Source organism: Colwellia sp. RE-S-Sl-9, from assembly GCF_048296855.1.
Taxonomy (GTDB): domain Bacteria; phylum Pseudomonadota; class Gammaproteobacteria; order Enterobacterales; family Alteromonadaceae; genus Pseudocolwellia.
Map to the genome: position 1 here is coordinate 1,218,861 of NZ_CP182631.1, position 22,380 is coordinate 1,241,240.

Annotated in this window: 19 protein-coding genes and 1 pseudogene; 12 read left to right on the top strand and 8 right to left on the bottom strand. The window is 35.6% G+C overall.

The window, feature by feature from the left end:
• Nucleotides 1-163 precede the first annotated feature (163 nt).
• The 4 genes from ACM9HF_RS05255 to ACM9HF_RS05270 all read left to right on the top strand — a co-directional run bounded on the left by ACM9HF_RS05255 (nt 164) and on the right by ACM9HF_RS05270 (nt 6,443).
• The gene (locus tag ACM9HF_RS05255; RefSeq protein ID WP_473615168.1) at nt 164-1,978 is read left to right on the top strand and encodes an aminotransferase class III-fold pyridoxal phosphate-dependent enzyme; all 1,815 of its coding nucleotides are present in this window, start codon (nt 164-166) and stop codon (nt 1,976-1,978) included.
• Between the two features lies 1 nt (nt 1,979).
• Complete coding sequence (locus ACM9HF_RS05260; protein WP_473615172.1) at nt 1,980-4,796, top strand: glycosyltransferase; 2,817 nt, start codon at nt 1,980-1,982, stop codon at nt 4,794-4,796.
• 4 nt (nt 4,797-4,800) lie between these two features.
• Entirely contained in the window at nt 4,801-5,751 is a 951-nt protein-coding gene (gene asd, locus ACM9HF_RS05265; RefSeq protein WP_473615176.1) for an archaetidylserine decarboxylase, read from the top strand.
• A gap of 71 nt (nt 5,752-5,822) precedes the next feature.
• Nucleotides 5,823-6,443 carry a hypothetical protein gene (locus tag ACM9HF_RS05270; protein WP_473615179.1) on the top strand — a complete coding sequence of 207 codons (621 nt, stop codon included), beginning with the start codon at nt 5,823-5,825 and terminating at the stop codon, nt 6,441-6,443.
• Nucleotides 6,444-6,512: 69 nt separating this feature from the next.
• On the opposite strand, the gene ACM9HF_RS05275 is transcribed toward ACM9HF_RS05270, so the two are convergent.
• Both ACM9HF_RS05275 and ACM9HF_RS05280 read right to left on the bottom strand, forming a co-directional pair.
• Nucleotides 6,513-7,229, bottom strand: a complete 717-nt coding sequence (locus tag ACM9HF_RS05275) for a helix-turn-helix transcriptional regulator (RefSeq protein ID WP_473615183.1) — start codon at nt 7,227-7,229, stop codon at nt 6,513-6,515.
• A complete protein-coding gene (locus ACM9HF_RS05280) occupies nt 7,222-7,545 on the bottom strand; it encodes a hypothetical protein (protein WP_473615187.1) in 324 nt (107 codons plus the stop codon). The genes ACM9HF_RS05275 and ACM9HF_RS05280 overlap by 8 nt, the downstream gene beginning before the upstream one ends.
• A gap of 424 nt (nt 7,546-7,969) precedes the next feature.
• Between ACM9HF_RS05280 and ACM9HF_RS05285 the strand changes: the two genes are divergently transcribed.
• Nucleotides 7,970-8,125, top strand: coding sequence for a hypothetical protein (locus ACM9HF_RS05285; protein WP_473615190.1), 156 nt, complete (start codon nt 7,970-7,972; stop codon nt 8,123-8,125).
• 23 nt (nt 8,126-8,148) lie between these two features.
• On the opposite strand, the gene ACM9HF_RS05290 is transcribed toward ACM9HF_RS05285, so the two are convergent.
• The 4 genes from ACM9HF_RS05290 to ACM9HF_RS05305 form a co-directional block, all read right to left on the bottom strand.
• Complete coding sequence (locus tag ACM9HF_RS05290; protein ID WP_473615194.1) at nt 8,149-8,952, bottom strand: SDR family NAD(P)-dependent oxidoreductase; 804 nt, start codon at nt 8,950-8,952, stop codon at nt 8,149-8,151.
• 27 nt (nt 8,953-8,979) lie between these two features.
• Nucleotides 8,980-9,948: an LLM class oxidoreductase gene (locus ACM9HF_RS05295; RefSeq protein ID WP_473615197.1), complete on the bottom strand. Its 969-nt coding sequence runs from the start codon at nt 9,946-9,948 to the stop codon at nt 8,980-8,982.
• Nucleotides 9,949-10,049: 101 nt separating this feature from the next.
• A complete protein-coding gene (locus ACM9HF_RS05300; protein ID WP_473615200.1) occupies nt 10,050-10,349 on the bottom strand; it encodes a DUF1330 domain-containing protein in 300 nt (99 codons plus the stop codon).
• A gap of 94 nt (nt 10,350-10,443) precedes the next feature.
• Complete coding sequence (locus tag ACM9HF_RS05305) at nt 10,444-11,430, bottom strand: zinc-dependent alcohol dehydrogenase family protein (protein WP_473615203.1); 987 nt, start codon at nt 11,428-11,430, stop codon at nt 10,444-10,446.
• 126 nt (nt 11,431-11,556) lie between these two features.
• Between ACM9HF_RS05305 and ACM9HF_RS05310 the strand changes: the two genes are divergently transcribed.
• From ACM9HF_RS05310 to ACM9HF_RS05330, 5 genes and pseudogenes are all read left to right on the top strand, one after another.
• Nucleotides 11,557-12,447, top strand: a complete 891-nt coding sequence (locus ACM9HF_RS05310) for a LysR family transcriptional regulator (protein ID WP_473615205.1) — start codon at nt 11,557-11,559, stop codon at nt 12,445-12,447.
• A 209-nt stretch (nt 12,448-12,656) separates the two neighbouring features.
• Nucleotides 12,657-12,842: pseudogene (locus ACM9HF_RS05315) on the top strand (transposase); the annotation flags it as partial.
• 705 nt (nt 12,843-13,547) lie between these two features.
• A complete protein-coding gene (locus ACM9HF_RS05320) occupies nt 13,548-13,853 on the top strand; it encodes a Fis family transcriptional regulator (RefSeq protein ID WP_473615209.1) in 306 nt (101 codons plus the stop codon).
• A gap of 326 nt (nt 13,854-14,179) precedes the next feature.
• Complete coding sequence (locus ACM9HF_RS05325) at nt 14,180-16,489, top strand: CRTAC1 family protein (RefSeq protein ID WP_473615212.1); 2,310 nt, start codon at nt 14,180-14,182, stop codon at nt 16,487-16,489.
• A gap of 350 nt (nt 16,490-16,839) precedes the next feature.
• Nucleotides 16,840-18,357, top strand: a complete 1,518-nt coding sequence (locus tag ACM9HF_RS05330) for a sulfatase family protein (RefSeq protein WP_473615216.1) — start codon at nt 16,840-16,842, stop codon at nt 18,355-18,357.
• 145 nt (nt 18,358-18,502) lie between these two features.
• Here ACM9HF_RS05330 and ACM9HF_RS05335 read toward each other — a convergent pair whose 3' ends face one another.
• Nucleotides 18,503-19,396, bottom strand: coding sequence for a LysR family transcriptional regulator (locus ACM9HF_RS05335; protein ID WP_473615220.1), 894 nt, complete (start codon nt 19,394-19,396; stop codon nt 18,503-18,505).
• Nucleotides 19,397-19,605: 209 nt separating this feature from the next.
• Here ACM9HF_RS05335 and ACM9HF_RS05340 point away from each other — a divergent pair, with 209 nt between their 5' ends.
• A complete protein-coding gene (locus ACM9HF_RS05340; RefSeq protein WP_473615224.1) occupies nt 19,606-20,127 on the top strand; it encodes an NADPH-dependent FMN reductase in 522 nt (173 codons plus the stop codon).
• A 202-nt stretch (nt 20,128-20,329) separates the two neighbouring features.
• Nucleotides 20,330-21,760, top strand: coding sequence for a sensor domain-containing diguanylate cyclase (locus tag ACM9HF_RS05345; RefSeq protein WP_473615228.1), 1,431 nt, complete (start codon nt 20,330-20,332; stop codon nt 21,758-21,760).
• 284 nt (nt 21,761-22,044) lie between these two features.
• Here the strand turns inward: ACM9HF_RS05345 and ACM9HF_RS05350 are convergent, their stop codons facing one another.
• Nucleotides 22,045-22,350, bottom strand: a complete 306-nt coding sequence (locus ACM9HF_RS05350; protein WP_473615232.1) for a hypothetical protein — start codon at nt 22,348-22,350, stop codon at nt 22,045-22,047.
• Nucleotides 22,351-22,380: the final 30 nt, after the last annotated feature.

Sequence of the window (22,380 nt, forward strand, 5' to 3'; positions counted from 1 at the left end):
TTACTTTGATGATTTATTTCATTCCATTTAATCTTAACGCTTCGCCTTTATCACCTTTGTCATGTATCTAAAACAAAGCTGTTACACAAACGACATATATCTGAAATAAATCCTTCAAATATCATTGGTAATCTCAAAGCTAAAGGAATAGTTGAGACTAACAATGAAAGAGAATTTTTTACTATACAGTCTATTTGCGGTAATTATAGTTTACCTATTAAACCGTATTAGAATACGTTTACAGCTATCTAGAGCTAAACACCCATCATTACGTGGTCATAGTAAATGGTCGCGCAGAATCACCAGTAAAATACCTTATTTTTCATATAATGAATCTCACTATTTTAGTTGCGATGGCGCGCCAGAGCACATTGCTTTGCAGCGTAAAGAGGCTTTATACAATTTAGCAACAAACGTTAATCAAAATTGTTCTAAAACCATTGATTACTGTAATAAACTTGAAAAAAGTATTTCTGATATTCAATTTACCAGCAATTACCGCATCCCCTTTCCTTTTCAAAAATTATTACCTAAAGCCTTTAAGTTAGGCTCTATTACCGACGAAACCCAAGGGACAAAAATAAAAGATTTAGATGGTAACTGGCGTTTTGATTTATCGGGTTCTTACGGCGTCAATGTATTTGGTTACGACTTCTACAAAGACTGTATGGACAAAGGCTTTGAACAAGTAAAAAACCTCGGCCCTGTTTTAGGTTCGTATCACCCTATTATTGGTGAAAACGTCGAGTTAATTAAACGTATTTCAGGATTAGACGAAGTGTCTTTTCACATGTCGGGCACTGAAGCCGTTATGCAAGCCGTTAGATTAGCGCGCTACCACACTAAAAAAACACATTTAGTACGCTTTTGTGGTGCTTATCATGGCTGGTGGGACGGCGTACAACCCGGTGTAGGTAATCGTCGCAAAGTAAACGATGTTTATACCCTAGCTGATTTAAGTGAAAACGCGTTACAAGTGTTATCAACCAGAAACGATATTGCTTGCGTATTAATAAACCCATTGCAAGCCTTTCATCCAAACTCTGATTCAGGCTCAGACTCAACACTTATCGCCAGCGACAGAGCCACTAATTTCAATAAAAAACAGTACACAGCTTGGCTTAAAAATATTCAAGAAATATGTAACCGTCGCAACATCGTACTTATTTTTGATGAAGTATTTACAGGGTTCAGACTTGGTTACAGAGGCGCACAAGGCTATTTTGATGTACAAGCTGACTTAGTGACCTACGGTAAAACTTTAGGAGGAGGCTTGCCTGTAGGCGTATTAGCTGGGCAATCACATTTAATGAAACGATTTAGAAAAGACGCGCCCGCTGATGTGTCTTTCGCACGAGGTACGTTCAACTCTCATCCTTATGTAATGGGTGCTATGAACGAGTTTTTAAATCGTATTCAATCGCCTGAAATTCAAAACATTTACCAAAGCATTGAAAGTGTTTGGAACAAACGCGTTGAAAAATTTAACCACAAGTTACAAGCCAATAACTTACCGCTCAAAATTACTAATATGCATAGCATTTTATCGGTTTTATACACTAAACCCAGTCGATACAACTGGATGCTGCAATTCTATTTAAAAAATGCAGGTTTAGAAATGAGTTGGTTAGGATCTGGCAGAATGATCATGAGCTTTAACTTTACTGATGAAGAGTTTGAAGAAGTTATGGCTCGCTTTGTTCAAGCTGCGCTTAGCATGAAAAACGACGGTTGGTGGTGGCAGTCAGCAGAGCTTACTAACAAAAAAATTAAGCGTCAGTTCTTATTCGACATGTTAACAAATATGTTTCCTGTTCTCGCTAACATTATGTCTTCCCCTATTAAAAGTATTTCTTTAAAGGCAGATTCAAGGTTACCTAATACGTCAGTAATAAACACAACTAACATCCAACCCATTAAAGAACCATTAACCTACAAACCTGAAACGAAAAACACAACAATAAAGAAGGTATCTTAATATGCTTCAAATCACTGACGCCATAAATAAAGAGCAACCATTAAAGAAGCACGTTACCAAAAGTAATTTCAGGGAGTCGTTACAAAACGAATACAACGACTACTTAGATTCTCAAATCAATCGATTCGACAGTGAAAACTGTTTAAAAATAGATTTACATTGCCATGACCATAACAGCGACGTGCCCGATGAATTGTGGGGCCGTATATTACGTTTACCTGAAACATGGCTAAAAACAAAAGAGCTCGTGAGCTTACTTAAAAAGAACAACATGGATGTGATCACAGTAAGTAACCATAATAATGCGCGTTCATGTTGGAAGCTACTAGACCAAGGTATTGATGTTTTAGTTGCCGCCGAATTTACCTGTTACTTTCCTGAATACGAGTTATACATTCATGTATTAACTTATGGCTTTACTAAAGAACAAGAAGTTGAGTTAAACGAAAAACGTCAAAATATTTATGACTTTCTTCGTTACACCGCACAAGCCGACATTCCGGTAATAATGCCTCACCCACTCTATTTTTATACTAAAAATGAAAAAATAGATCTCTCATTATTTGAAAAGCTCGCGGTAATGTTTCAACGCTTTGAAGTGTTAAATGGTCAGCGCGATTTATGGCAAAGTGTACTGACCTTAAATTGGGCGCAAAGTTTAACGGCAGAAAAAATACTCTCGTACGCTAAAAAACACAACTTAAACCCTTTTGATTTTGCGGTTGATCCCAACAAACCTAAAATTTTAACGGGGGGTTCCGACGACCATACAGGTATTTTTGCAGGGCAATGTGGCTCAAATCTTTATATTCCTAATTTAGCTAAAAGGTTAGAAACCGAAAAACCTTCTGCTCTCGCTCTTGAAGCTCTACGAGAAGGCAACGTATCGCCTTTTGGTCAAATAGGTGAAAACCAAAAGCTCAATATCGCCCTGCTCGATTATTTTTCGCAAGTGGCAACCAAAATAACCGACCCCGGCTTATTACGCATAATGCTGCACAGAGGTTCAGCATGGGACAAAATAGGTTGTTTTGTAGTAAGTAACTTTTTGTTAGAAATGCAAAAAAACAAAAAAGCGATGAAGTTCTTCCAGTTTATTCATGACGCACTTCAAGGTAAAAAACCCAACAAACTCATTAAATGGCAAACCTCTAAAAACTATCGTTTTTGTTTTAATTATTTAGAACAAATAGCCGACAGTAAACATAAATCTCCAGAAGAATTTGTAAGTACCGTTAACGATGTTATTGGCAAGTTATTCGCGTATTTAAACAAATTAATGGCCACTAAAATCGAAGAAACTATTAACCATAACAAAGGCCCTAAACTAACTAATATTTCTACCGAAGCAATAACCCGTAAATTTGAAGTACCTAGCCAACTTACAGCACTATTTTTTGGTAACAACGTAAAAAAAGACAACATGAGTAATGTGAAGGTTGAAAAGCTGCTCGACCACCTTTCATTTCCACTACTTATTAGTACTTTTTTAGCCGGAGCAACTTTAGCGTCTACACGTGTTTTATACCAAAACCGTAATTTATTAAATGGTTTTGCTGACCACTTAGGTAAAAATCGCCATCAAAATAAAGCCTTGTATTTAACCGATACATTACGCGATAAAAATGGTGTATCCAACTCGTTATCAGGCAAGTTAAAAGAAATTCAAAAAGCCGATTTACCTATCGACTTTTTAATTTGTCATACCGATATTGCACCAGAACCACACCTTTATGTAGTGCGTCCTATTTCAACGTTTTCGGTTCCTCATTATGGCGATCAAGAAATACGTATTCCTGACTTAATGGAAATAGCGCGTATATTTTACGAAGGCGGTTACGACCGTATTATTTGCTCTACCGAAGGGCCTATGGCAGTTGTGTCGTTGTTTATTCAACAAATGTTTAATGTGCCTTGTTACTTTTTTATGCACACCGATTGGATCGACTTTATCAAGCACGGCACTGACTTAACACAATACGAACGCGACCGAGTACGCCGTTTATTACGTGCTTTATATAATAGATACGACGGTATTTTTGTATTAAACAGCGAGCATAAAGAATGGCTAACGGATCATGAAATGCAGCTAGAACCCAGCAAGGTATTTTTAACTGCACACCATACACAGCCAAGAAATGCTAATGCCAAGCCCATGAAAAAATCTGACCTGTTTGCCGATGCTACAGACGACACACCTATTTTATTTATTGCGTGTAGAGTCAGCAAAGAAAAAGGCTTATTCGACTTACCCAAAATACTCGAAAAAGCTAAACAAGCCATACCTGATTTACGCCTTGTTATAGCGGGCTCGGGCCCTGCAACTGAAGAGCTACAAGACAAACTGCCTGAAGCGCTATTTTTAGGATGGCAAAGTAAAGAGCAACTTTCAACCCTGTACTTAACACTCGACTTATTCATATTTCCGTCAAAGTTTGACACCTTTGGCAACGTAATTTTAGAGTCTTTTGTGCACGGTATGCCAACACTCGCTTATAACTGCAAAGGGCCAAAAGATATTATTCAACATAACAAAAATGGTTATTTAGTTGAAAATATTAATGAAATGGCGAACAAAGTAGTGGAGTTTTACAGCAACAACACACAACGTAATGTAATGAAAAACAATGCTTTAATAAGAGCTTCAGAATATCAAGCAGAACCTATTATGCATCAGTTTATGTGTGACTTAGGTTTAGATATTCCATCGGGATATCCAACAAATAAACATAACACGCACACCACCACCAAAGCTGACGCTGAACCTCAGTACAGTTCATCTGAAAACGCATACGCCCAAGAGAAAACGGTTGCCTAACTCCATGACAAAAGTAACAACAAAGTTCACTCACACGTTAACCACAAAAGAACAATTAAATTTTTTAATTACCAACCGTATTCCAAGACGTTGGTTAACACAATTTATGGGGTGGTACAGTAAAATAGAAAACCCCATATTAACTAAAGTATCTATCGCGCTTTGGGCTGCTTTTTCCGACGACTTACAATTAAATGACGCAAAAAAGCAACGATTTAAAAGCCTACAAGACTGCTTTACGCGCGAGTTGAAAGACGGCTTACGCCCAATAGATTCTGACGAAAACATAGTCACCAGTCCTTGCGATGCCATTGTTGGCGCATGTGGAAATATTGAAGGCACTAAGGTGTTTCAAGCAAAAGGCTTTCCGTACGAATTAAATGACCTAATACCTGACTTTCATTTAATTAATAAATACCGTGACGGAAAATTTATCACTCTTAGGCTTAAATCAAGCATGTATCACCGTTTTCATGCCCCCGTAGATTGCTCAGTTAAAAAGGTGAATTACATTTCAGGCGATACATGGAATGTGAACCCTATTGCATTAAAGCGTGTTGAAAACCTATTTTGTAAAAACGAACGCGCCGTTATAGAACTTAAAACAGACGATCCAGATAACAGCATAACTTTAGTACCTGTTGCTGCAATTTTAGTGGCCTGCATGAAATTTAACTTCTTACCTAAACCCTTAGACATTAAATACAAAGGGCCTAATTACATTCATTGTAATGCTCGTTTTAGTAAAGGCGACGAAATGGGATATTTTCAACACGGCTCAACCATTATTTTATTCGCCACAAAAAACTATACGTTTTGTGAAGGCATAGAAAATGGGCAACGTGTAAATATGGGACAAGCCTTGTTAAGTGGCCACAAAATGTCTGACACAAAAAATAAAGGAAATAACTCAACAGAAAACACTAAAACAACGGCAAGTGCAGTAACACAGTAAAGCTTTAAAACAACACATTGCATTAAAAACATAAACTAACTTTATTCACTTACTTTATAAATGGGAAACTTATGAAATTTTACGACGAACTACAAAAACAACGCTGGGATGATCACCGTTTTTATCACCACAACCGCATCAACCAGTTTTTACATTTGCTAAGCGCTTGTTGTTTTTTAGCAAGTTACGTATTGGTATTTTACTACCCTGCCGCCGCCGCTTTAGTAGGTTGGTTACTGGCAATGACACTTCGTCAAACAGGCCATTTCTTTTTTGAACCTAAAACCTACGACCAAGTAAACCAAGCCACGCACGAACATAAAGAAAGTGTAAAAGTCGGCTACAACTTACAACGTAAAGTCGTGCTACTTTCTATCTGGGCCTTAATTCCTGTTATTTTATTTTTCGAACCGTCATTTTTCGGCATGATGCAAGAACACACCGAAGTAATGGGCTTCATCAACAACATGGCAATGATTTGGTTAGTAGTAGGTTTTGGTGCCGTAATATTTAGAACCGTACACCTATTTAAATTAATGGGCGTTCAATCAGGTTTGGTATGGTTTACTAAAATTTTAACAGACCCATTTCATGATATAAAAATTTACCACAAATCGGTTTATCATCTAATGAAAGGTGAAATGTACGACGACATGACTGACTGGTATGAAGAAACGCCAAAGGCAAGTTAAGCGTTAATTAATTCAATAGTTAAAACATATGAAAAAGTAGAGTGTACTTTTAACAGGCCCTGTAACGCTTTACTTTTTCTCATTAAACACCTCACAATCAGCATACTGTTTTTTTAATCGTAATAAATAATTATCTAAACTTACCTTAGGGTTAGGCGTTATCACCACGTCATCTACGTTTAATTTTTGTATGCGATCTAATCTAAATTCACGATAGTTTTCCCGTAATAAACACCATGATATTAAGGTCCATTTTTGCCCCCAAAACACTAAACCTAAAGGTTGAATACTGCGAGTAGAATGTTCGCCATCGGCTCTTATGTAATCAATGGTTAAACCAAAATTTTGCTTTATAGCTTTACGAATAGTAAGCGAATAATCAGATGCTGATGAATCAAGAAAATAAGACGGAACTAATAAGCTATTTTCAACGTTCGTTTGTTTTAGGCGTTCAGGTAACACCGCTTCAATTTTCAGCCTTGCTTGTTCAGCTGCAATGGCAAGGTCTTTATCGGTCCACCCTTTCACCATTTTTAAACCTAGCTGTACAGCTAATAGTTGTTCTGCGGTAAACATAATAGGTGGAATTTCAAAACCAGGTTGAAGCCGATAACCAACGCCAGCTTCACCTTCAATAGGAAAGCCCGTATCAAGCAACACCTGAATATCGCGATAAATAGTTCGCTCAGAGGTTTCAACAACTTCAGCAAGTTGACGCGCTGTAATAACAGTGCGTCGTCCTTTTAGTAGCGTTATTATTTTTAATAATCGATCGGCTTTAGCCACAGTTTTCAGCTTCAGTACACGTTGAATACAGAATATCGCCTAGCTGCATGCTCGTCGACTCTTTTTCAATAATATCCATCAGCTTTTTACAGGTAGGAGATTGCATAAAAATTTCACCTGCCTTTTTTTGTACTTCTCTATTTTGCCAATAAATAACATCAGTCCATGTATTAGTCGTTTCATCAACAGATAACGAACGATATTCAAAGCCCTCAATTTTTTCTATTTCTTTTAAAGCTAATTTATTTACTGCAACCACTTCATCATGGCTTACACCCGCTTTTGGTTTAAATGTAATAATTTCGACAACTTGCATAATACTTCCTTTATTTTAATTTAAATTTGATTAAGTTCGTAAATAAATATCAATCCGACTAATCGTTTGATATTTACGAGTTGTATTATGAGATAGGGCTCCTGACAAAACCTGTCAGCAGTGTTTTTATTTTTTACTAAAGCATTAACTTCAAAATATGTAAGCGCTGATTAATAATTAAAAAATAAAGATAAAAACATAGTAATAACCAGAAAAATAAAAAATAACATACTTTACTTTTAGTAATAGACAGAGGTTATATTCTAGTTTATATTTTATTTACACTCGTTTTGGGTTTAAATAAACACTAAATCGAACGTGTCGATAAATCACGGAAAATAACACAAATAATTGGCAAGTTAACCATCGTTCGTACCGCGATAATTTTAGCCAACATATTTTAGCTTTCTAACTAGGTGAATATATGAGTAAGCAATCGAGTATAAATATTCAAGTCCTTGATGGTAGTGATAGTGTTGCTAGTGAGCTTGAAGTTGAGTTATTAAAATCATTAGGTGAGGTATTACTTCAATCAAATAATTCGAGCTTTGTTTTAGCTATTAAAGATTCGATGACGTAATGAGCATAAAGTAAAATAGAACGTTAGCCTTTATTCATAATAATTTCTATTGCTTCTACAACCTCTTCTGATTTTTTTAGGTTTAATCCATCTGGGTGTGGCTGAGAAAACTGCCCACTATCGTTATCAAAATATTGACCTGAATGTTGGGAAACACTTTCTTCTAGTGCCATACGTTTCAATATTTCCGCGCCAATACTTAAATCTTGTCCTTCAACACCAAATCCCTCTTTTACCATTTTTGAGGCGAGTAAAGATCCAGGGTTAACGGCAATAATTGTAGGTCCTTTTTCGCCAAATTTTTCGGCAAGTACTTTACTCCACATGGTAATAGCCAATTTGCTTTGAGCATAAGCTTCCATATCACTCAGTTTTACTTTTCCAAGTAATGCCAGGATATTTACAGGCGATTGAGCGGCCGAAGAAAGGTTGATAATTCGCCCTGAATTCCCAAGTAAATGTAAAAGTTCTTGCGCCAAGATATATGGCGAAACAGTATTAACTACAAATCGTACATCTAATCCTTCAGGTGTCATTGAGTTATTTGACTTAAATACCCCCGCATTATTGATAAGTACATCAAGATTTTTATGTTCATTCTTAATATTATTGACAAGTTTTGTGACATCTGAAAAGACAGAAAAATCCGCTAAATAACCCTTGATGCTTCCTGCATTTGGTATTGCAGCCAATAGGTTCTTAACTGAGTTTAACTTTTCAACATTACGTCCATGTATTAATAAATCATGCCCATTAGACGCTAAAAGTTTCGCAGCCTCTAAGCCAATGCCGTCAGTTGCACCCGTGATTAGGATTGTTTTTTTCATGTTGTTTTCCCTTAAAATAGTAACAAGTTACGCAGTGAAATTAGGTAGTACTTCATCCGCAATACGTTTTAACGTTGCGGAAATATTCAATTGATTAAATCGTAAGTTAAGTGCAACGTGATTAACACCTATGTTTTCTAACGAGGTTAAATAGGTGATAAGGTGACGAGTTCCAATCCTAAAACCTAAATGAATAGGTGTTGGGGGAAAGTCTGGATCATCAGCCAAATCAAGATAAAGTGGCTGCATTACGGGTTGAGCCGTTCTTCCTGCCTCTTTCACTTTTTGTTGCCAACTATTAATAACATGAGACTGATCTTCAAGCTTTCTTGGGTAAGTCATCCAACCATAACTATTTTCAGCAATCCAACTCATATTTTGTTGGCTACTTCCCGTAACAATTAAAGGAAGCTTTTTTGACAGTGGTTTAGGTAACATATTCATGCTGCCATTAAGCTGTCCATAATGATTATCAAACTGTGGTTTGTCTTGCCACATTTGGTTTATGTAAGTAAAACTTTCTCGAAAACGATAACCACGATCGTCAAACGATTCATTCAATGCGGGATATTCTTCTGGCCTATCACCAGAGGCAACACCTAAAACTAATCGTCCTTTTGAAAATACATCGGCACTTGCTGCGGCCTTAGCCACATGAACTGGATGCCTGATAGGTAATACAATGCTTGATACACCAAGGGTAATGTTAGTCGTTATACCTGATAACAGACCCAAATAAACAAAAGGGTCGAATATTTGTCCTGCGTCACCAAATGTAGGTACGTCGAAAGGAACATCTCGTAACCATATTGAAGCAAACCCTAAGCTTTCAGCGAGCTGTATACGTTCAATATGATCTTCCATTGTAGGCACATTGCTATCAGCGTAATTTTCTATCGGAATGACTAAACCAATACTTAATCGGTTAGGTTTGAAAATACGATTATAACCTCGATTTACCGAGTCAAAATCCATTTGTTCTATTGAGGACTGCATTTAAAACTCCACTTTTATTCATTTTTTCGCCTGTTTACCGAAATAAAATACGCCAGAATTAAATGGTTAATTTATTCAATTCTGACGAATAATAACTTAGGCTAAGCATCAACGCTTTCAATAAGAAAATGATGACTAATCGAGCCTGCAGTACGTGCTTTCAGGTGAGGAGCATATTCAGGATCTTCCATAAAGGCTATTGCTGACTCTTTCGACGGCCACTCAATAATAACGCGAAGCGCTGCATTGTCGCCTTCACCCTCTAAGCGTTCATGGTTTGCTGTTCGCGCAATATACTTGCCACCGTGTTTAGTGACTATGGCATTAGTTGGAGCAACATAAACAGGTATCCAATCTTCATCGGTTGGTGTTACTTCTATCATTGAATAATAAGTCATCATTTTTCCTAATGTTTTTTATATTAAGGCTCTCTGGCAACCCCACCAAAGGGCTTTAACCAATATGTTCAAATGTTGAATTTAAGATAATAGCTCCTTAAATTTCTACAACCACTTTACCCATGCCTTGGCCACTTGAAAGGCGATCGTGTGCTTTACCAGCCTCTTCTAAACTAAAGCTTTGCTCATCTAACACTGGACGCAAAGCCCCAGCTTCAGCTATTTCAGTTAATGTATTAAGAATGTGAGCATGGGCTTCACGTTTATAGTTATGCAACATAGGAATCAACATAAAAACAACATGCAATGAAAGTCCTTTGAAATGTGCCACACTTAAATCTAATTCCACCATAGCAACCGTTGAGGCAACTTGCCCATTTAACGATGCTGCGTTAAATGAATTTGTCATGTTTTCGCCACCAACAGAGTCAAATACCACATCAAAACCATTACCTGCGGTATATTTAGCAACGTACTCTTCAACTGTTTCACTTTTGTAATTAATGCCTTTTGCGCCAAGATCTTCAATTAATGCTAGTTGTTTGTCACCACCACCGGTAGCAAAAACATTAGCACCCATATAGTTAGCCAGTTGTATAGCAATATGCCCAACACCTCCTGAGCCACCATGTACTAATACATTTTGGCCTTTGCTTGTATTTGAACGCGTTAATCCTTCGTAAGCGGTAATGCCTACTAATGGAATTGCAGCTGCTTCTCGCATGGTTAAATTTTTTGCTTTTCTAGCGATTAAATTAGCATCAGCCACTATGTATTCTGTTAAGGTCCCAGGTAAATCGGCTAACCCACCAGCACAACCATAGACTTCATCCCCAACTGAAAACTGAGTAATACCTTCGCCTACAGCTTCAACGATTCCCGCAAAGTCCATTCCTAAGACTGCGGGTAATGGTGGTGCAAGTGGTAAATCATTACCCATTAGACGTATCATGGTATCTACAGTGTTTACACTGCTCGCTTTAATATTAACTAAAACATGGCCCGCTTTAATTTCAGGCTTTGCTATCTCTGCTACTTCAAATACTTCTGAACTGCCAAAACTTTTTATAATCATTGCTTTCATGAGATTTTCCTTGTTGGATACGTCATTTATTTATAGGTGTTATTTAATGAGGTAAGTATATTTACTATTGGTTGCTTTGATAATAGACTTGAATAAAGAATCACTTTATAGTTTTTATTGATAATAATGAATATTGAACATCTTAAACTTTTTATTAGAATTGCAGCGACACATAACATTAGCTTAGCGGGAAGCGAGTTAAGGTTATCTCCCGCAGTAGCTAGTTCTCATATCAATAAATTAGAAGCAGGGTTAGGTGTTAGATTAATTCATCGAACGACTCGAAAAGTATCACTGACGGAAGAAGGGGAAGCCTTTCTTCCACACGCAGAAGATGTGATCTCTAGCATTGAAGCAGCACGAGCTTCAGTCGGTGCGGGTAACGCATTCCCCAGAGGAACATTACGCGTTGCTGCGCCTGCTTCTTTTGGACGAATGCATATATTGCCTGCACTAACAAAATTTCTAACGTTATACCCTGACTTAAATGTTGATTTAAAACTCTCAGATACCATTGTTGACCTAGTTGAAGGTGGGTTTGATATTGCTATTCGTAATTCTGAATTGAAGGATTCGAGTTTAATTGCGCGAAAATTAGCGCCCGACAACCGAATTTTGTGTGTATCGCCCACTTATTTAGCAAAAAATGACGAGCCAAAATTTCCAGAAGAATTGAATCTTCATCAATGTATTACATTAATGGGATTGGATGACTGGGCCTTTCATACCCCAAATGGACAAGTGAATATTAAAGTTAAAGGTAATTTAAGAACCGACAATGGGGAAGCTGTAAGAGATGCTTGTATTAATGGTTTAGGTATTACCATAAGCTCTAAATGGAGTGTTTATAAACACCTACAGAATGGAGAACTCATCCAAATACTTAACGAATATCCTCTTGCTAGCGATACGGCTATTTGGGCTGTTTATCCTAGTTCTAGGCTACTTGCCCCAAAAGTTAGAGCCTTTATCGATTACTTTACTGAATATTTTGGGAATACCCCTTACTGGGAATAAGTTATTTATAAGTATTTCCCTTCAATTTAGAGAGAACTAATCGAAGGGAGGTAAAGCACCGACCAAGATCGTATGCATTAAAGATGTATTAATCTTCTTAACTGACTAGCATTAGTGCTAGGGCGTGTTGAACTTTACTGTATAAAAAGTAGACGGAATGAAGATGAGGTATAATTGAATTCGCCAAGAAAACTTTATGCCAAACCTACATGCCTAGATTAATGTTAACAGATGAGACGTGGAATGTCCTATCCAGAGCTATGCACCTCAGTGGTCGGATTTATACTAAACCAGAATATAGAAAAACGCTTTAAGCCATACTTTATAAGATGCGAACAGGTATTCTATGGAGAGACCTTCCACCTTATTTTGGCGCATGGAGTGCCATTTATAGGCCAACACCATTCAGCGAAAACATGCTTAACTGAATGGTGTTGCCACAAAGGCGGCTTTGTTGACTATCAAGATGAAGGTAGCTCAACGTCTAATGAACACTAAAAACAGCTCGAAAACCCATTGATGTTAATGTCCGCTTTCGCATCAGGCTGTGTGAAAACTCCCAGCGTAAATTTTTTATGTCACGCTACGTAAATTAATAAGTAATTTGGCACCAAACTTACAACATGATTTAATCTACAGAGTCTTTTCTCTCTGATATTATTGAATTATGCCAATTAAAAATAGTTTTCACACAGTCTGATATCTAAGCAGACTATTTATTTTGATAAATTTACACCTAAATTAAGACCGTTTTGTAGCATAAGTGATCTTACAAAGACAACATTTAACTATCATCTATGAACTTGAAGTAGGCATTAGGATTAGCGAGTCAACGCATAAAGTGACCATAGCAATTGGGTGGTACAACTTATGTAATTTTCCACTAAAGACGCTGGTTGTTTAGTTGATTAAGTTCGTAAATGAATATCAATCCGACTAATCGTTTGATGTTCACGTGTTGTACTATTCAACAAGCCTACTAACAAAACCTGCCAGTAGGCTTTATTAACTACAAAACAACATTAATCTCATTGATGTTTTTAGCTGAAGAAATTACTATGCACCCGCCCCTCTTTATAAACAATGCTCCTCTGGTAACTATGAATAAACAAGATAAAAAATTTGAGAAAGAATTAATTAAAGCCCTTACGATATGCTGTGAAGAATTTAAAACTATGGTTAGCGGTTTTGAATGGCTGACTCACACCGTTAATTTTTCAAACATTGCTCAAAGTATAAAAATTATTTGCGTGTTTAAAGATAGTGCCACGTTAGAAGATGCAAAAGAAAAAGACGAATTAACGCATATGACTCATTCACTAATAGCCTGTTTAAACAACTTAGGTATTAGTATTAAAAAGCCAGCCCAACATATTCGTTTTGATAGCGAAGAAAATATGAAGTAATAACCGTTTAATAATAAATAACCGTAGCAATTAACCACAAGTTCGCGACTTTAATTGCTAAAACACATAATGCCATCATCAAGCTTGATATTTAAAATAACAAGTGTATATATAAAACAAAAGAAAAGCTGATATAATAACGCCTTTACAAAAGGCCGTACTACTTTCCCTATTTAATAGCAATTTGATCATGGGTTGTATGACTATAGTGTACTTATTACAGAATAATTACATATCAATCACTTTGCCTTTTCTAAAAAATTAATCGTTATCAAACTCCCTAAAAAACGAATTTAATAAAGTATTCTATGTATCAAGGACTAAAAATGAATATAAAAATAAAATCGCCTACTCTTATCTGCCTAGCAGTAAGCGCTTCAATATTAGGTATTTCCGCTTGTAATAATGTATTACCGCCAGCACATCAATCTACAACAAGCATAAACAAAGAAACTAATAATTTAGTTACTCAACCAATTCTTATTAATAATCAAAAAGACTTTTCAACCCTTTACCAAGTAAATGGTTCATTAATTAAAAAAATAATTATTAATGTTAGTGTAGATAAAAATTATGGAAGTTTAAGTTTATATGCAAATAACAAACTACTTGTTGATAACCTTGATATACCTTCACAAGGTTCACATACTTTAAATGCTTTAGTTATTTTTGATCAAAAAGGTGAGCAAAATTTACGTTTTTCAGGTCGTAGTAATAATATAACAATCAACAGTATCCACTTTGAAGATATAGATAATTTATCTTTACCTCAATTCACTGATATTTCAAAAGAATTAAGCTTTGAAACAGAAAAAACTTACAAGTATGGTGGCCCATCAATTGGTGATTACGATAATGATGGTGATTACGATTTCGCACTAAATAATCATAATCATATCCCTACTCAATTAGTAACAAATAATGGCGATTCGGTTGATATAAAAAGATTATTCCCTGGACCATTAGATTTTCATGGTTCAGCTTTTGGTGATTATGACAACGATGGTGATTTAGATTTAATGGTAGCCTTAGGTGGCGCTAATGGAACTAGCCCAACATCATACTCCTTATTCAAAAACGACAACGGTGAATTTAAAAATGTTTCTGTTGATGTAGGCATTACAACACCAGCTAGGGGGCGTTCACCACGTTGGATAGATTTAGATCTTGATGGTGATTTAGATGTAGCTCTATTTAACGCAAAAACACCCAATTATGACGGTCCAGAACAATTATTTTTCACTAATAATGGTGATGGCACTTTTAAAAAAATCAATATTGCAGGCTTAGAAGATGCTTACTCGGAACGCGCATTAATTACTGATGTTAACCATGATGGTAAAGACGATGTTTTATTGTTCTCGCCTGCTTCACTATGGATAAATAATGGTGATTTAACCTTTACTGATGCTTCTAAACAGTGGTTACCTGACTCTATCAGAGGAAAAGATGGCATTATTGCCTCTGCTAACCTTGATGTAAATAATGACGGCTTATTAGATCTTTATTTTGCTCGTGGTAAAACACATTATCAAATATCAAGAAAATCAATTGATTTTGATCCGAAAAAAGAAAAATTAGATATACGAGATGATGGTGAAACGGGTACAACAGTTATCAATTTTGATGCCAAAGGAAACGTTAAATTATCAGACTTAGAGCTGACCTATCGTCAGTATAATGGTGGTTACGCCATATTCTTAGGCGAAAATAAACAACGTAAAATAGTGAAAGCAAAAGGCTTTCAAGTTAGCCAACTACCAAAAGAAATGAAAACAGCAGATGATTTTTTAGACATATCAGCTGCTAGCGCACAAGGATGGCCAACAGAACGTAAAGAAAATGGTTTGTATATTGGGCACATTGGTAATGGAAAATGGAAAGCCGAATGGGTTAGAACACAAAACGTTTACTGGACTGTTACCTTCTCATTAACCGGTTTGACTGATATTGACTACGACTGGAAGCCGAATAACCGTAACGAGAAAGACGTATTATTAATAAACCAAGGCGATACTTTTACTGATGCACCAGCCAGCTGGAACCTACCACAAGGTGGTGACCATTGGGGAGTTACCCATGGTGATTTAAATAATGATGGCTTTGAAGACATTTTCTTATATCGCTATGGTTTTTTAAAAGAAAGAATAGCCGATTTAGCCTTAATTAATACCGGTAATAACTCTTTTGAAACTCTCACCTACCACGGAGCTAAAGATCCAAATGATCCGGGTCATGGCGACATGGGACAAGCATTTGACTTTGACTTAGACGGTAAGCTTGATTTATTAAATGGCAGTGAAGAAGAAGGTCACTGGTATTTATATAAAAACAATACACCTGATATAGGGAACTATGTATTAATTGATGTGGGTTATAGCCCTAAGCAAAATGTAGATCCATACTCTGCGGTTGTAAAAATAACAACAGCCTCAGGTAAACAACTGACCAAACGAATTGGTTCAGCCGGAGAATCATTCTCTCAAAGCTTACTAAGTAAAGTACATTTTGGTTTAGCTGATGAAAAACAAATTAAAAACATCAGCATACAATGGCGTAATGGTGAAATAGTTACTCTAAACGACGTAAAAGCCAATGCTTTATATTCAAGTAAGAATGGTAAAACAATAAAATAAAATATGCTCATTATCCCTGAAGATGCATAGGTAAGAATACTTGAGCGATATCAATTCAAAGTAATTTTTTATACTAAGTTGAATGCTAAATTAATCAACTTAGCTTTATAAAAATTCAATAAAGAATTGATTTTGCTCGAGTAATTTTTATATCGTCTTTATCCCCTCATATAAAATACCCATTACATAAAGCTTCAAGCTAAAAGATCAGTACCCTCTAAATTATTTATGATATTATTTACCTGATAATTTATATATAAATCACATATTTTATATAGATTACTTTGTATCATGCATCTTGCTACTATCAATAATCCTTTAATAAAAATAATTTAATAAGTTAGGTAAAAATGAAGATTACTCATCAAATAAAATTAACACTTATCACCCTATGTTGTACTTTTTCAACAATATCAGCAGCACAAAATAAACAGCCTAATATTGTTATTATTATGGCTGACGATCTGGGTTTAGGTGATGTTAGTGCTTTTCATCGACAATACAGTGATAAACCTGTTGTAGCTGAAACCCCTACTATTGATAGCTTAGCAGCACAAGGTATGTCATTTACTGATGCTCATTCGCCTACGGCTTTATGTGCTCCAACGCGCTACTCAGTAATGAGTGGTAATTCAACCTACCGTGGATACCAACCATGGGGAGTATGGAGCACATTCGATAAAACCGCTATTACCGATGATGATGCAACTATTGGCCGTGTAGGGAAACAAGCAGGTTACACCACTGGCTTTATCGGCAAGTGGCATATGGGAGGAACCTTTAATAGAAAAGACGGTACTCAACATAGCGGTGCAAAAGGTGGCCCTAAAACTAAAGTGGTTGACGTAAGCCGTTGGATTGCAGGAAATCCTAAAGAAATAGGCTTTGATTACGACTTTACGGTTCCTTCTGGTGTTCAAGGCCCTATGTATTTGGCTTATGAAAATTCAGTATGGTATCCACTTAACAAAGATTCAAAAATTGCTTATGTAGATGAAAATAGCGCATTAGACAAAAAGTTTGTTTCAGATAAAGGCCCTGGAATGGGAGAAAGCCACTGGGATGCTCGTAAACTTAATATGTTATTAGCAGAAAAAGCCACTGACTTTATAAAGCGTAATGCAGGAAAAAAACCTTTTCTATTAAACTACTGGAGCCCTGCTGTACATATACCGCATACACCCCCTCAAGAAATTAACGGTATTAAAATAGCAGGCACAACCCCAACAAATCACTTAGACATGAACCGTGTTCTTGATATTGAAGTGGCACAAATCATTCAAACGTTAAAAGATACAAATCAGTATGATAATACATTGATTATATTTACTTCTGATAATGGTGGTATAGGTAATCCATTTGAACAAAAAGCAGGTCATTTTTCATCAGGCCCTTACAGCGGAAGAAAAAACTCCGCTCTAGAAGGTGGACACCGAGTACCATTTATTGCTGTATGGCCTAACAAAATAAAAGCAGGTTCAGTAAATAACACTTTAGTTAACGGCACCGATATTGTTGCAACGATTGCTGCATTAACCCAAGTAAAATTAAACGAGAAGCAAGCGAAAGATTCATGGAATTTATTACCAACACTTTTAGGGCAACCTTTCCAAGAACGTAAACTATTAATGCAACAAGCAGGTAGTAATAAAGAGCTTATGATGAGAGAAGGCGATTGGAAAATTATCATTCAAACAAACAGAAACGTAACCGAACGTAAAATACATGCTTTGTATAATTTAAAAGATGACCCTCAAGAAAAAAATAACTTAGTAAATAAATCGGCTTATAAAGAACGTGTAACAGCCATGTTTAATAAATATTGGCAAATTAGAGACTCAGGTAAACGTACTGCACCTGTACTTTAAACAACCACTATAAACGTCCACTAAAAAGGCTTTTGTATAATCAAAAGCCTTTATCTAATAGCAATAAAAATGCATATTGCGAGTACTTATATTTCATAAAATTCATACGGCATTATTTATCAACAAGTCTAAAATACGATTGAAATTATCCCTCAACCAACAAATCTAAAAATTTTCTAACTTTAGGCGATAGGTGTTTTCTGCTAGGATATAGCGCGTAAATATCAATATTAACCTGCTTAAAATCTTCAAACAAAACAACCACTTTGTTTTCTTTCAGCTCTTTTTCCATATAAAACTCAGGTAAACGACTTATACCTTTATTTTGTAATACCATAGCCAATTCCATTTCAGCGTTATTACACAATATAGTGGCAGGCACATCAACTTGAACAACCTCCCCGCTTAGGGTTTCAAATTTCCATTTAGTCGGGTTTTTAAGGTTGCTGTAGCTAAGACACTTATGTGTTGATAAATCTTCTGGTTTTCGTGGTGTTCCGTGTAGCTTTAAATATTGAGGAGAGGCAACCGTATACGCTTTATAAGTTGCTATTTTTTTACAGACTAAACTTGAGTCTTCTAAATATTGCGTTGCCCTTATGGCAAGGTCATAACCTTCTTGAATAACATCAACTTTACGGTCGTTAAAATCAAGATTTAATTTAACATCAGGATACAACCTTGAATATTCCATAAGAGAAGACTGTAAATGAGTCATCCCGTATCCTATAGGACAACTTATTTTAAGCACACCTTTCGGTTCAATATTCGCTTGATTAATAATACCTAAAGCTTGCTCAGCATCTATGATCATTTGCTCACATTGTTGATAAAACGCCTGCCCTTCTGGTGTTAAACTTATTTTTCGTGTGGTTCTACTTAATAGTCTTACGCCTAAACGCGATTCTAATTTATTAACTTCTTTACTAATAAATGAGGTTGAATGGCCATTAATAAGTGACGCAGCGGTAAATCCCCCACTGTTTACTACCTGTGTAAATAACACCACGCCATCAAATAAATTAAGATTGTTATTCATGCTTAAACCTATTATTTTCTCATGAGAAAATAATAGCGCTACCACCAATCAATTAAAAGTCATTTGGAAATAATGTTTACACATTAAACCCATTAATCTTTATATAGAAACTATATAGAATAACTTTATAGCAACAAAACTTGTATTTTAAATAATAATTAATCACCTTTTTAACCATATAAATAACCATATTGAAAAGAGAAAATATAATGAAACTATTAGCCTTTGCAGCCAGTAACAGTAAAAATTCTATTAATAAAAAATTAGCAACGTATGCCGCTAATTTAGTTGAAAATGCAGAAATTGAAATTATTGATATAAACGATTATGAAATGCCTATTTTTAGTGAAGACAGAGAAAAAGATCTCGGGCAGCCACAGCAAGCAAAAGACTTCTATCAAAAAATAGGAGAAGCAGACGCTATTATTATTTCTTATGCAGAACACAATGGAACTTATACTGCGGCATTTAAAAACTTATTTGATTGGACTTCAAGAATAAACCAAAAACTTTATCAAAACAAAGCCGTAATTGCTTTAGCGACATCACCAGGTCCAGGAGGCGCAAAAAACGTTTTAAATAGCGCATTAACATCAGCACCACATTTTGAAGCTAATATTGTAGGATCGTTATCGGTACCGAGTTTCTACGATAATTTTGATAGTGAAACAGGAAAATTAACCAACACAGTATTAAATGAAGAATTAATTAGCATAATCAACAAGCTTTAAATCACTTACTTAAGCTTATTGTTTACCTATACCCGTTACTAATCAAGAGGCAAGATTCACTCAGACGTCCTGAAACTACATATTAGGTATGGGTACAAATGAATAGAAAATTAATACTCAATAATTAATTTTTTATTTTTCTCTCTTGTATTTGAGCATTATTCCTGCAGAATAGCGTTTTTTTAACTGCTTTGGATACTTAATGCTCAAAAGACAAAAAGACTTTAGCTCCCTTCTCGCTATTTTAATACTGTCTGGCTTTCTTGTAACAAGTTGGTTAAGTTATCAAGTAGCGAGCAGCTCAATAGAAAAACATATTTCAACTGATTCACTCCCCCTAACTAGCGACAATATTTACTCTGAAATTCAACACGATTTATTTAGACCTATTTTTATTTCGTCACTCATGGCACAAGACACCTTTGTTCGTGATTGGAAATTAAATGGAGAAAATAATCCCGAAAAAGTCGTAAAATATTTAAAAGAAATTCAAACCAAATATCATATTGTAACCAGCTATTTTGTCAGTAATGCAAGTGGCAACTATTACCACCCTAAAGGCATACTTAAAAAAGTATCAAAAAACGATCCGCAAGATAATTGGTATTTCTCCTTTAAAAACACACCTAGCACGCAAGACTATGAAATAAATATCGATCACGACACCGCTGATCCAAATAACATGACGGTTTTTGTCAATTACAAAGTATACGATTATAACAATAATTTTATTGGTGTTACCGGAGTTGGGCTGGCTTTAAATACCGTAAAACAACTCATCGAAAGTTACCAACAACGCTACCAACGTACCGTTTATTTTATTAATAAAATAGGCGATATAACGCTTCATGGTGATAATTTTAAAAACGAGTTACAACTTTCAAAACGACTAAATAACAGTAAACTCGCAGAATTTATTCTCAATACTCCATCCAACTCAATACATTATCAAAATGAAGGTAATAAAATTTATCTTAATAGCCGTTTTATTGAAGAATTTAATTGGTATTTAATTGTAGAACAGGGAGTGCTAGACAGTGAGAAAGAGCTCACCAAAGCTTTTATTATAAATATATTACTCAGTTTACTGGTTACTGCAGGTGTATTAATTATTGCCCATATTGCTTTTAATCGTTATCAAAGTAAATTAGTGATAATGGCGACTATCGACAAGCTATCAGGACTCCTTAACCGACAAGCCTTCGAACCTATTTTATTAAATAATATTGAACAGTGTAAAAGGAAAAAGCAGCCACTCACTTTAGTTTTACTCGATATAGACCACTTTAAAAATATTAATGACACTTACGGACATTTAACGGGTGACAAAGTTATTCAGTATGTTGCTCAAGCGTGTAAGCTTTATATAAGAGAAAGTGATGCTGTGTGTCGATGGGGCGGCGAAGAGTTTATTATTATGCTGGCAGACACATCTATCGAAGGTGCAAAACATACGGCTGAACGCATTCAAGAAAACCTGCTTAACAGTAGTATAGAACCTAAAGTAACTATCAGTTTTGGTATTACTGCCTATAAACCTAAAGAACAATTAGATAGCTTTTTAAACAGAGCAGATAACGCTTTATACCAAGCTAAAAGAAATGGTCGTAACCGTATAGAAATTAACGAGTAACTAACCTCAACTCGGGTTAATGAATGTTAGATAATGAATTAAAATTCTTATTTATCAAAAACCTTAATCTGTATCGTTGTTTTCCTAAGTTATATTAGTCTCTCAACAATGATATTTTTGTGTATAACAAGGCGAATTTTTCTATCTAATAGCTAGCTATTAGTAATAAATTCAACGAAGTTAGGCATAAAAATAGCTTGTTGAGTAACTTTGCTTATCCCTAGTTGAGGTTAACTATTTTTTTATATTTCATTTTGTTAAACATCTTTTAAACTGAGTTCAGGTTAAATAGATTTAGATTTACCCAAAAATAGTAGTTGAATGATTTCTTTCAAACTGGCACTTAGTAACCAGTAACTTAAACGACTTTGTTTCTTTTTAAGTATTCTCATTTCATTTCTTTTATGAATAGCTTTAAGCTGCATGGCTTTTTGCCTTTCTTCTAATTTAATTTGATCCCGTCGTTCTTGCGCTAAATTAGCTCGCTCTGTAAATCGAATTCGGCTCTGAGTAGATATACTCGACAAAATACTGCCACCTACAGTCTTTGTGCCTTTAACTTGAGTTTTAGGTTTTGGTGAACTACACATAAGCTCCTCCGGCTAATATTTTATCTCACC

What these genes read in the sequence shown, in the direction of transcription:
- ACM9HF_RS05345 (WP_473615228.1), top strand. Translation starts at nt 20,330, where the DNA reads ATGCTCAAAAGACAAAAAGACTTTAGCTCCCTTCTCGCTATTTTAATA.
- asd (WP_473615176.1), top strand. Translation starts at nt 4,801, where the DNA reads ATGACAAAAGTAACAACAAAGTTCACTCACACGTTAACCACAAAAGAA.
- ACM9HF_RS05285 (WP_473615190.1), top strand. Translation starts at nt 7,970, where the DNA reads ATGAGTAAGCAATCGAGTATAAATATTCAAGTCCTTGATGGTAGTGAT.
- ACM9HF_RS05280 (WP_473615187.1), bottom strand. Translation starts at nt 7,545, where the DNA reads ATGCAAGTTGTCGAAATTATTACATTTAAACCAAAAGCGGGTGTAAGC.
- ACM9HF_RS05305 (WP_473615203.1), bottom strand. Translation starts at nt 11,430, where the DNA reads ATGAAAGCAATGATTATAAAAAGTTTTGGCAGTTCAGAAGTATTTGAA.
- ACM9HF_RS05320 (WP_473615209.1), top strand. Translation starts at nt 13,548, where the DNA reads ATGAATAAACAAGATAAAAAATTTGAGAAAGAATTAATTAAAGCCCTT.
- ACM9HF_RS05260 (WP_473615172.1), top strand. Translation starts at nt 1,980, where the DNA reads ATGCTTCAAATCACTGACGCCATAAATAAAGAGCAACCATTAAAGAAG.
- ACM9HF_RS05310 (WP_473615205.1), top strand. Translation starts at nt 11,557, where the DNA reads ATGAATATTGAACATCTTAAACTTTTTATTAGAATTGCAGCGACACAT.
- ACM9HF_RS05255 (WP_473615168.1), top strand. Translation starts at nt 164, where the DNA reads ATGAAAGAGAATTTTTTACTATACAGTCTATTTGCGGTAATTATAGTT.
- ACM9HF_RS05270 (WP_473615179.1), top strand. Translation starts at nt 5,823, where the DNA reads ATGAAATTTTACGACGAACTACAAAAACAACGCTGGGATGATCACCGT.
- ACM9HF_RS05330 (WP_473615216.1), top strand. Translation starts at nt 16,840, where the DNA reads ATGAAGATTACTCATCAAATAAAATTAACACTTATCACCCTATGTTGT.
- ACM9HF_RS05295 (WP_473615197.1), bottom strand. Translation starts at nt 9,948, where the DNA reads ATGCAGTCCTCAATAGAACAAATGGATTTTGACTCGGTAAATCGAGGT.
- ACM9HF_RS05340 (WP_473615224.1), top strand. Translation starts at nt 19,606, where the DNA reads ATGAAACTATTAGCCTTTGCAGCCAGTAACAGTAAAAATTCTATTAAT.
- ACM9HF_RS05300 (WP_473615200.1), bottom strand. Translation starts at nt 10,349, where the DNA reads ATGATGACTTATTATTCAATGATAGAAGTAACACCAACCGATGAAGAT.
- ACM9HF_RS05290 (WP_473615194.1), bottom strand. Translation starts at nt 8,952, where the DNA reads ATGAAAAAAACAATCCTAATCACGGGTGCAACTGACGGCATTGGCTTA.
- ACM9HF_RS05335 (WP_473615220.1), bottom strand. Translation starts at nt 19,396, where the DNA reads ATGAATAACAATCTTAATTTATTTGATGGCGTGGTGTTATTTACACAG.
- ACM9HF_RS05325 (WP_473615212.1), top strand. Translation starts at nt 14,180, where the DNA reads ATGAATATAAAAATAAAATCGCCTACTCTTATCTGCCTAGCAGTAAGC.
- ACM9HF_RS05350 (WP_473615232.1), bottom strand. Translation starts at nt 22,350, where the DNA reads ATGTGTAGTTCACCAAAACCTAAAACTCAAGTTAAAGGCACAAAGACT.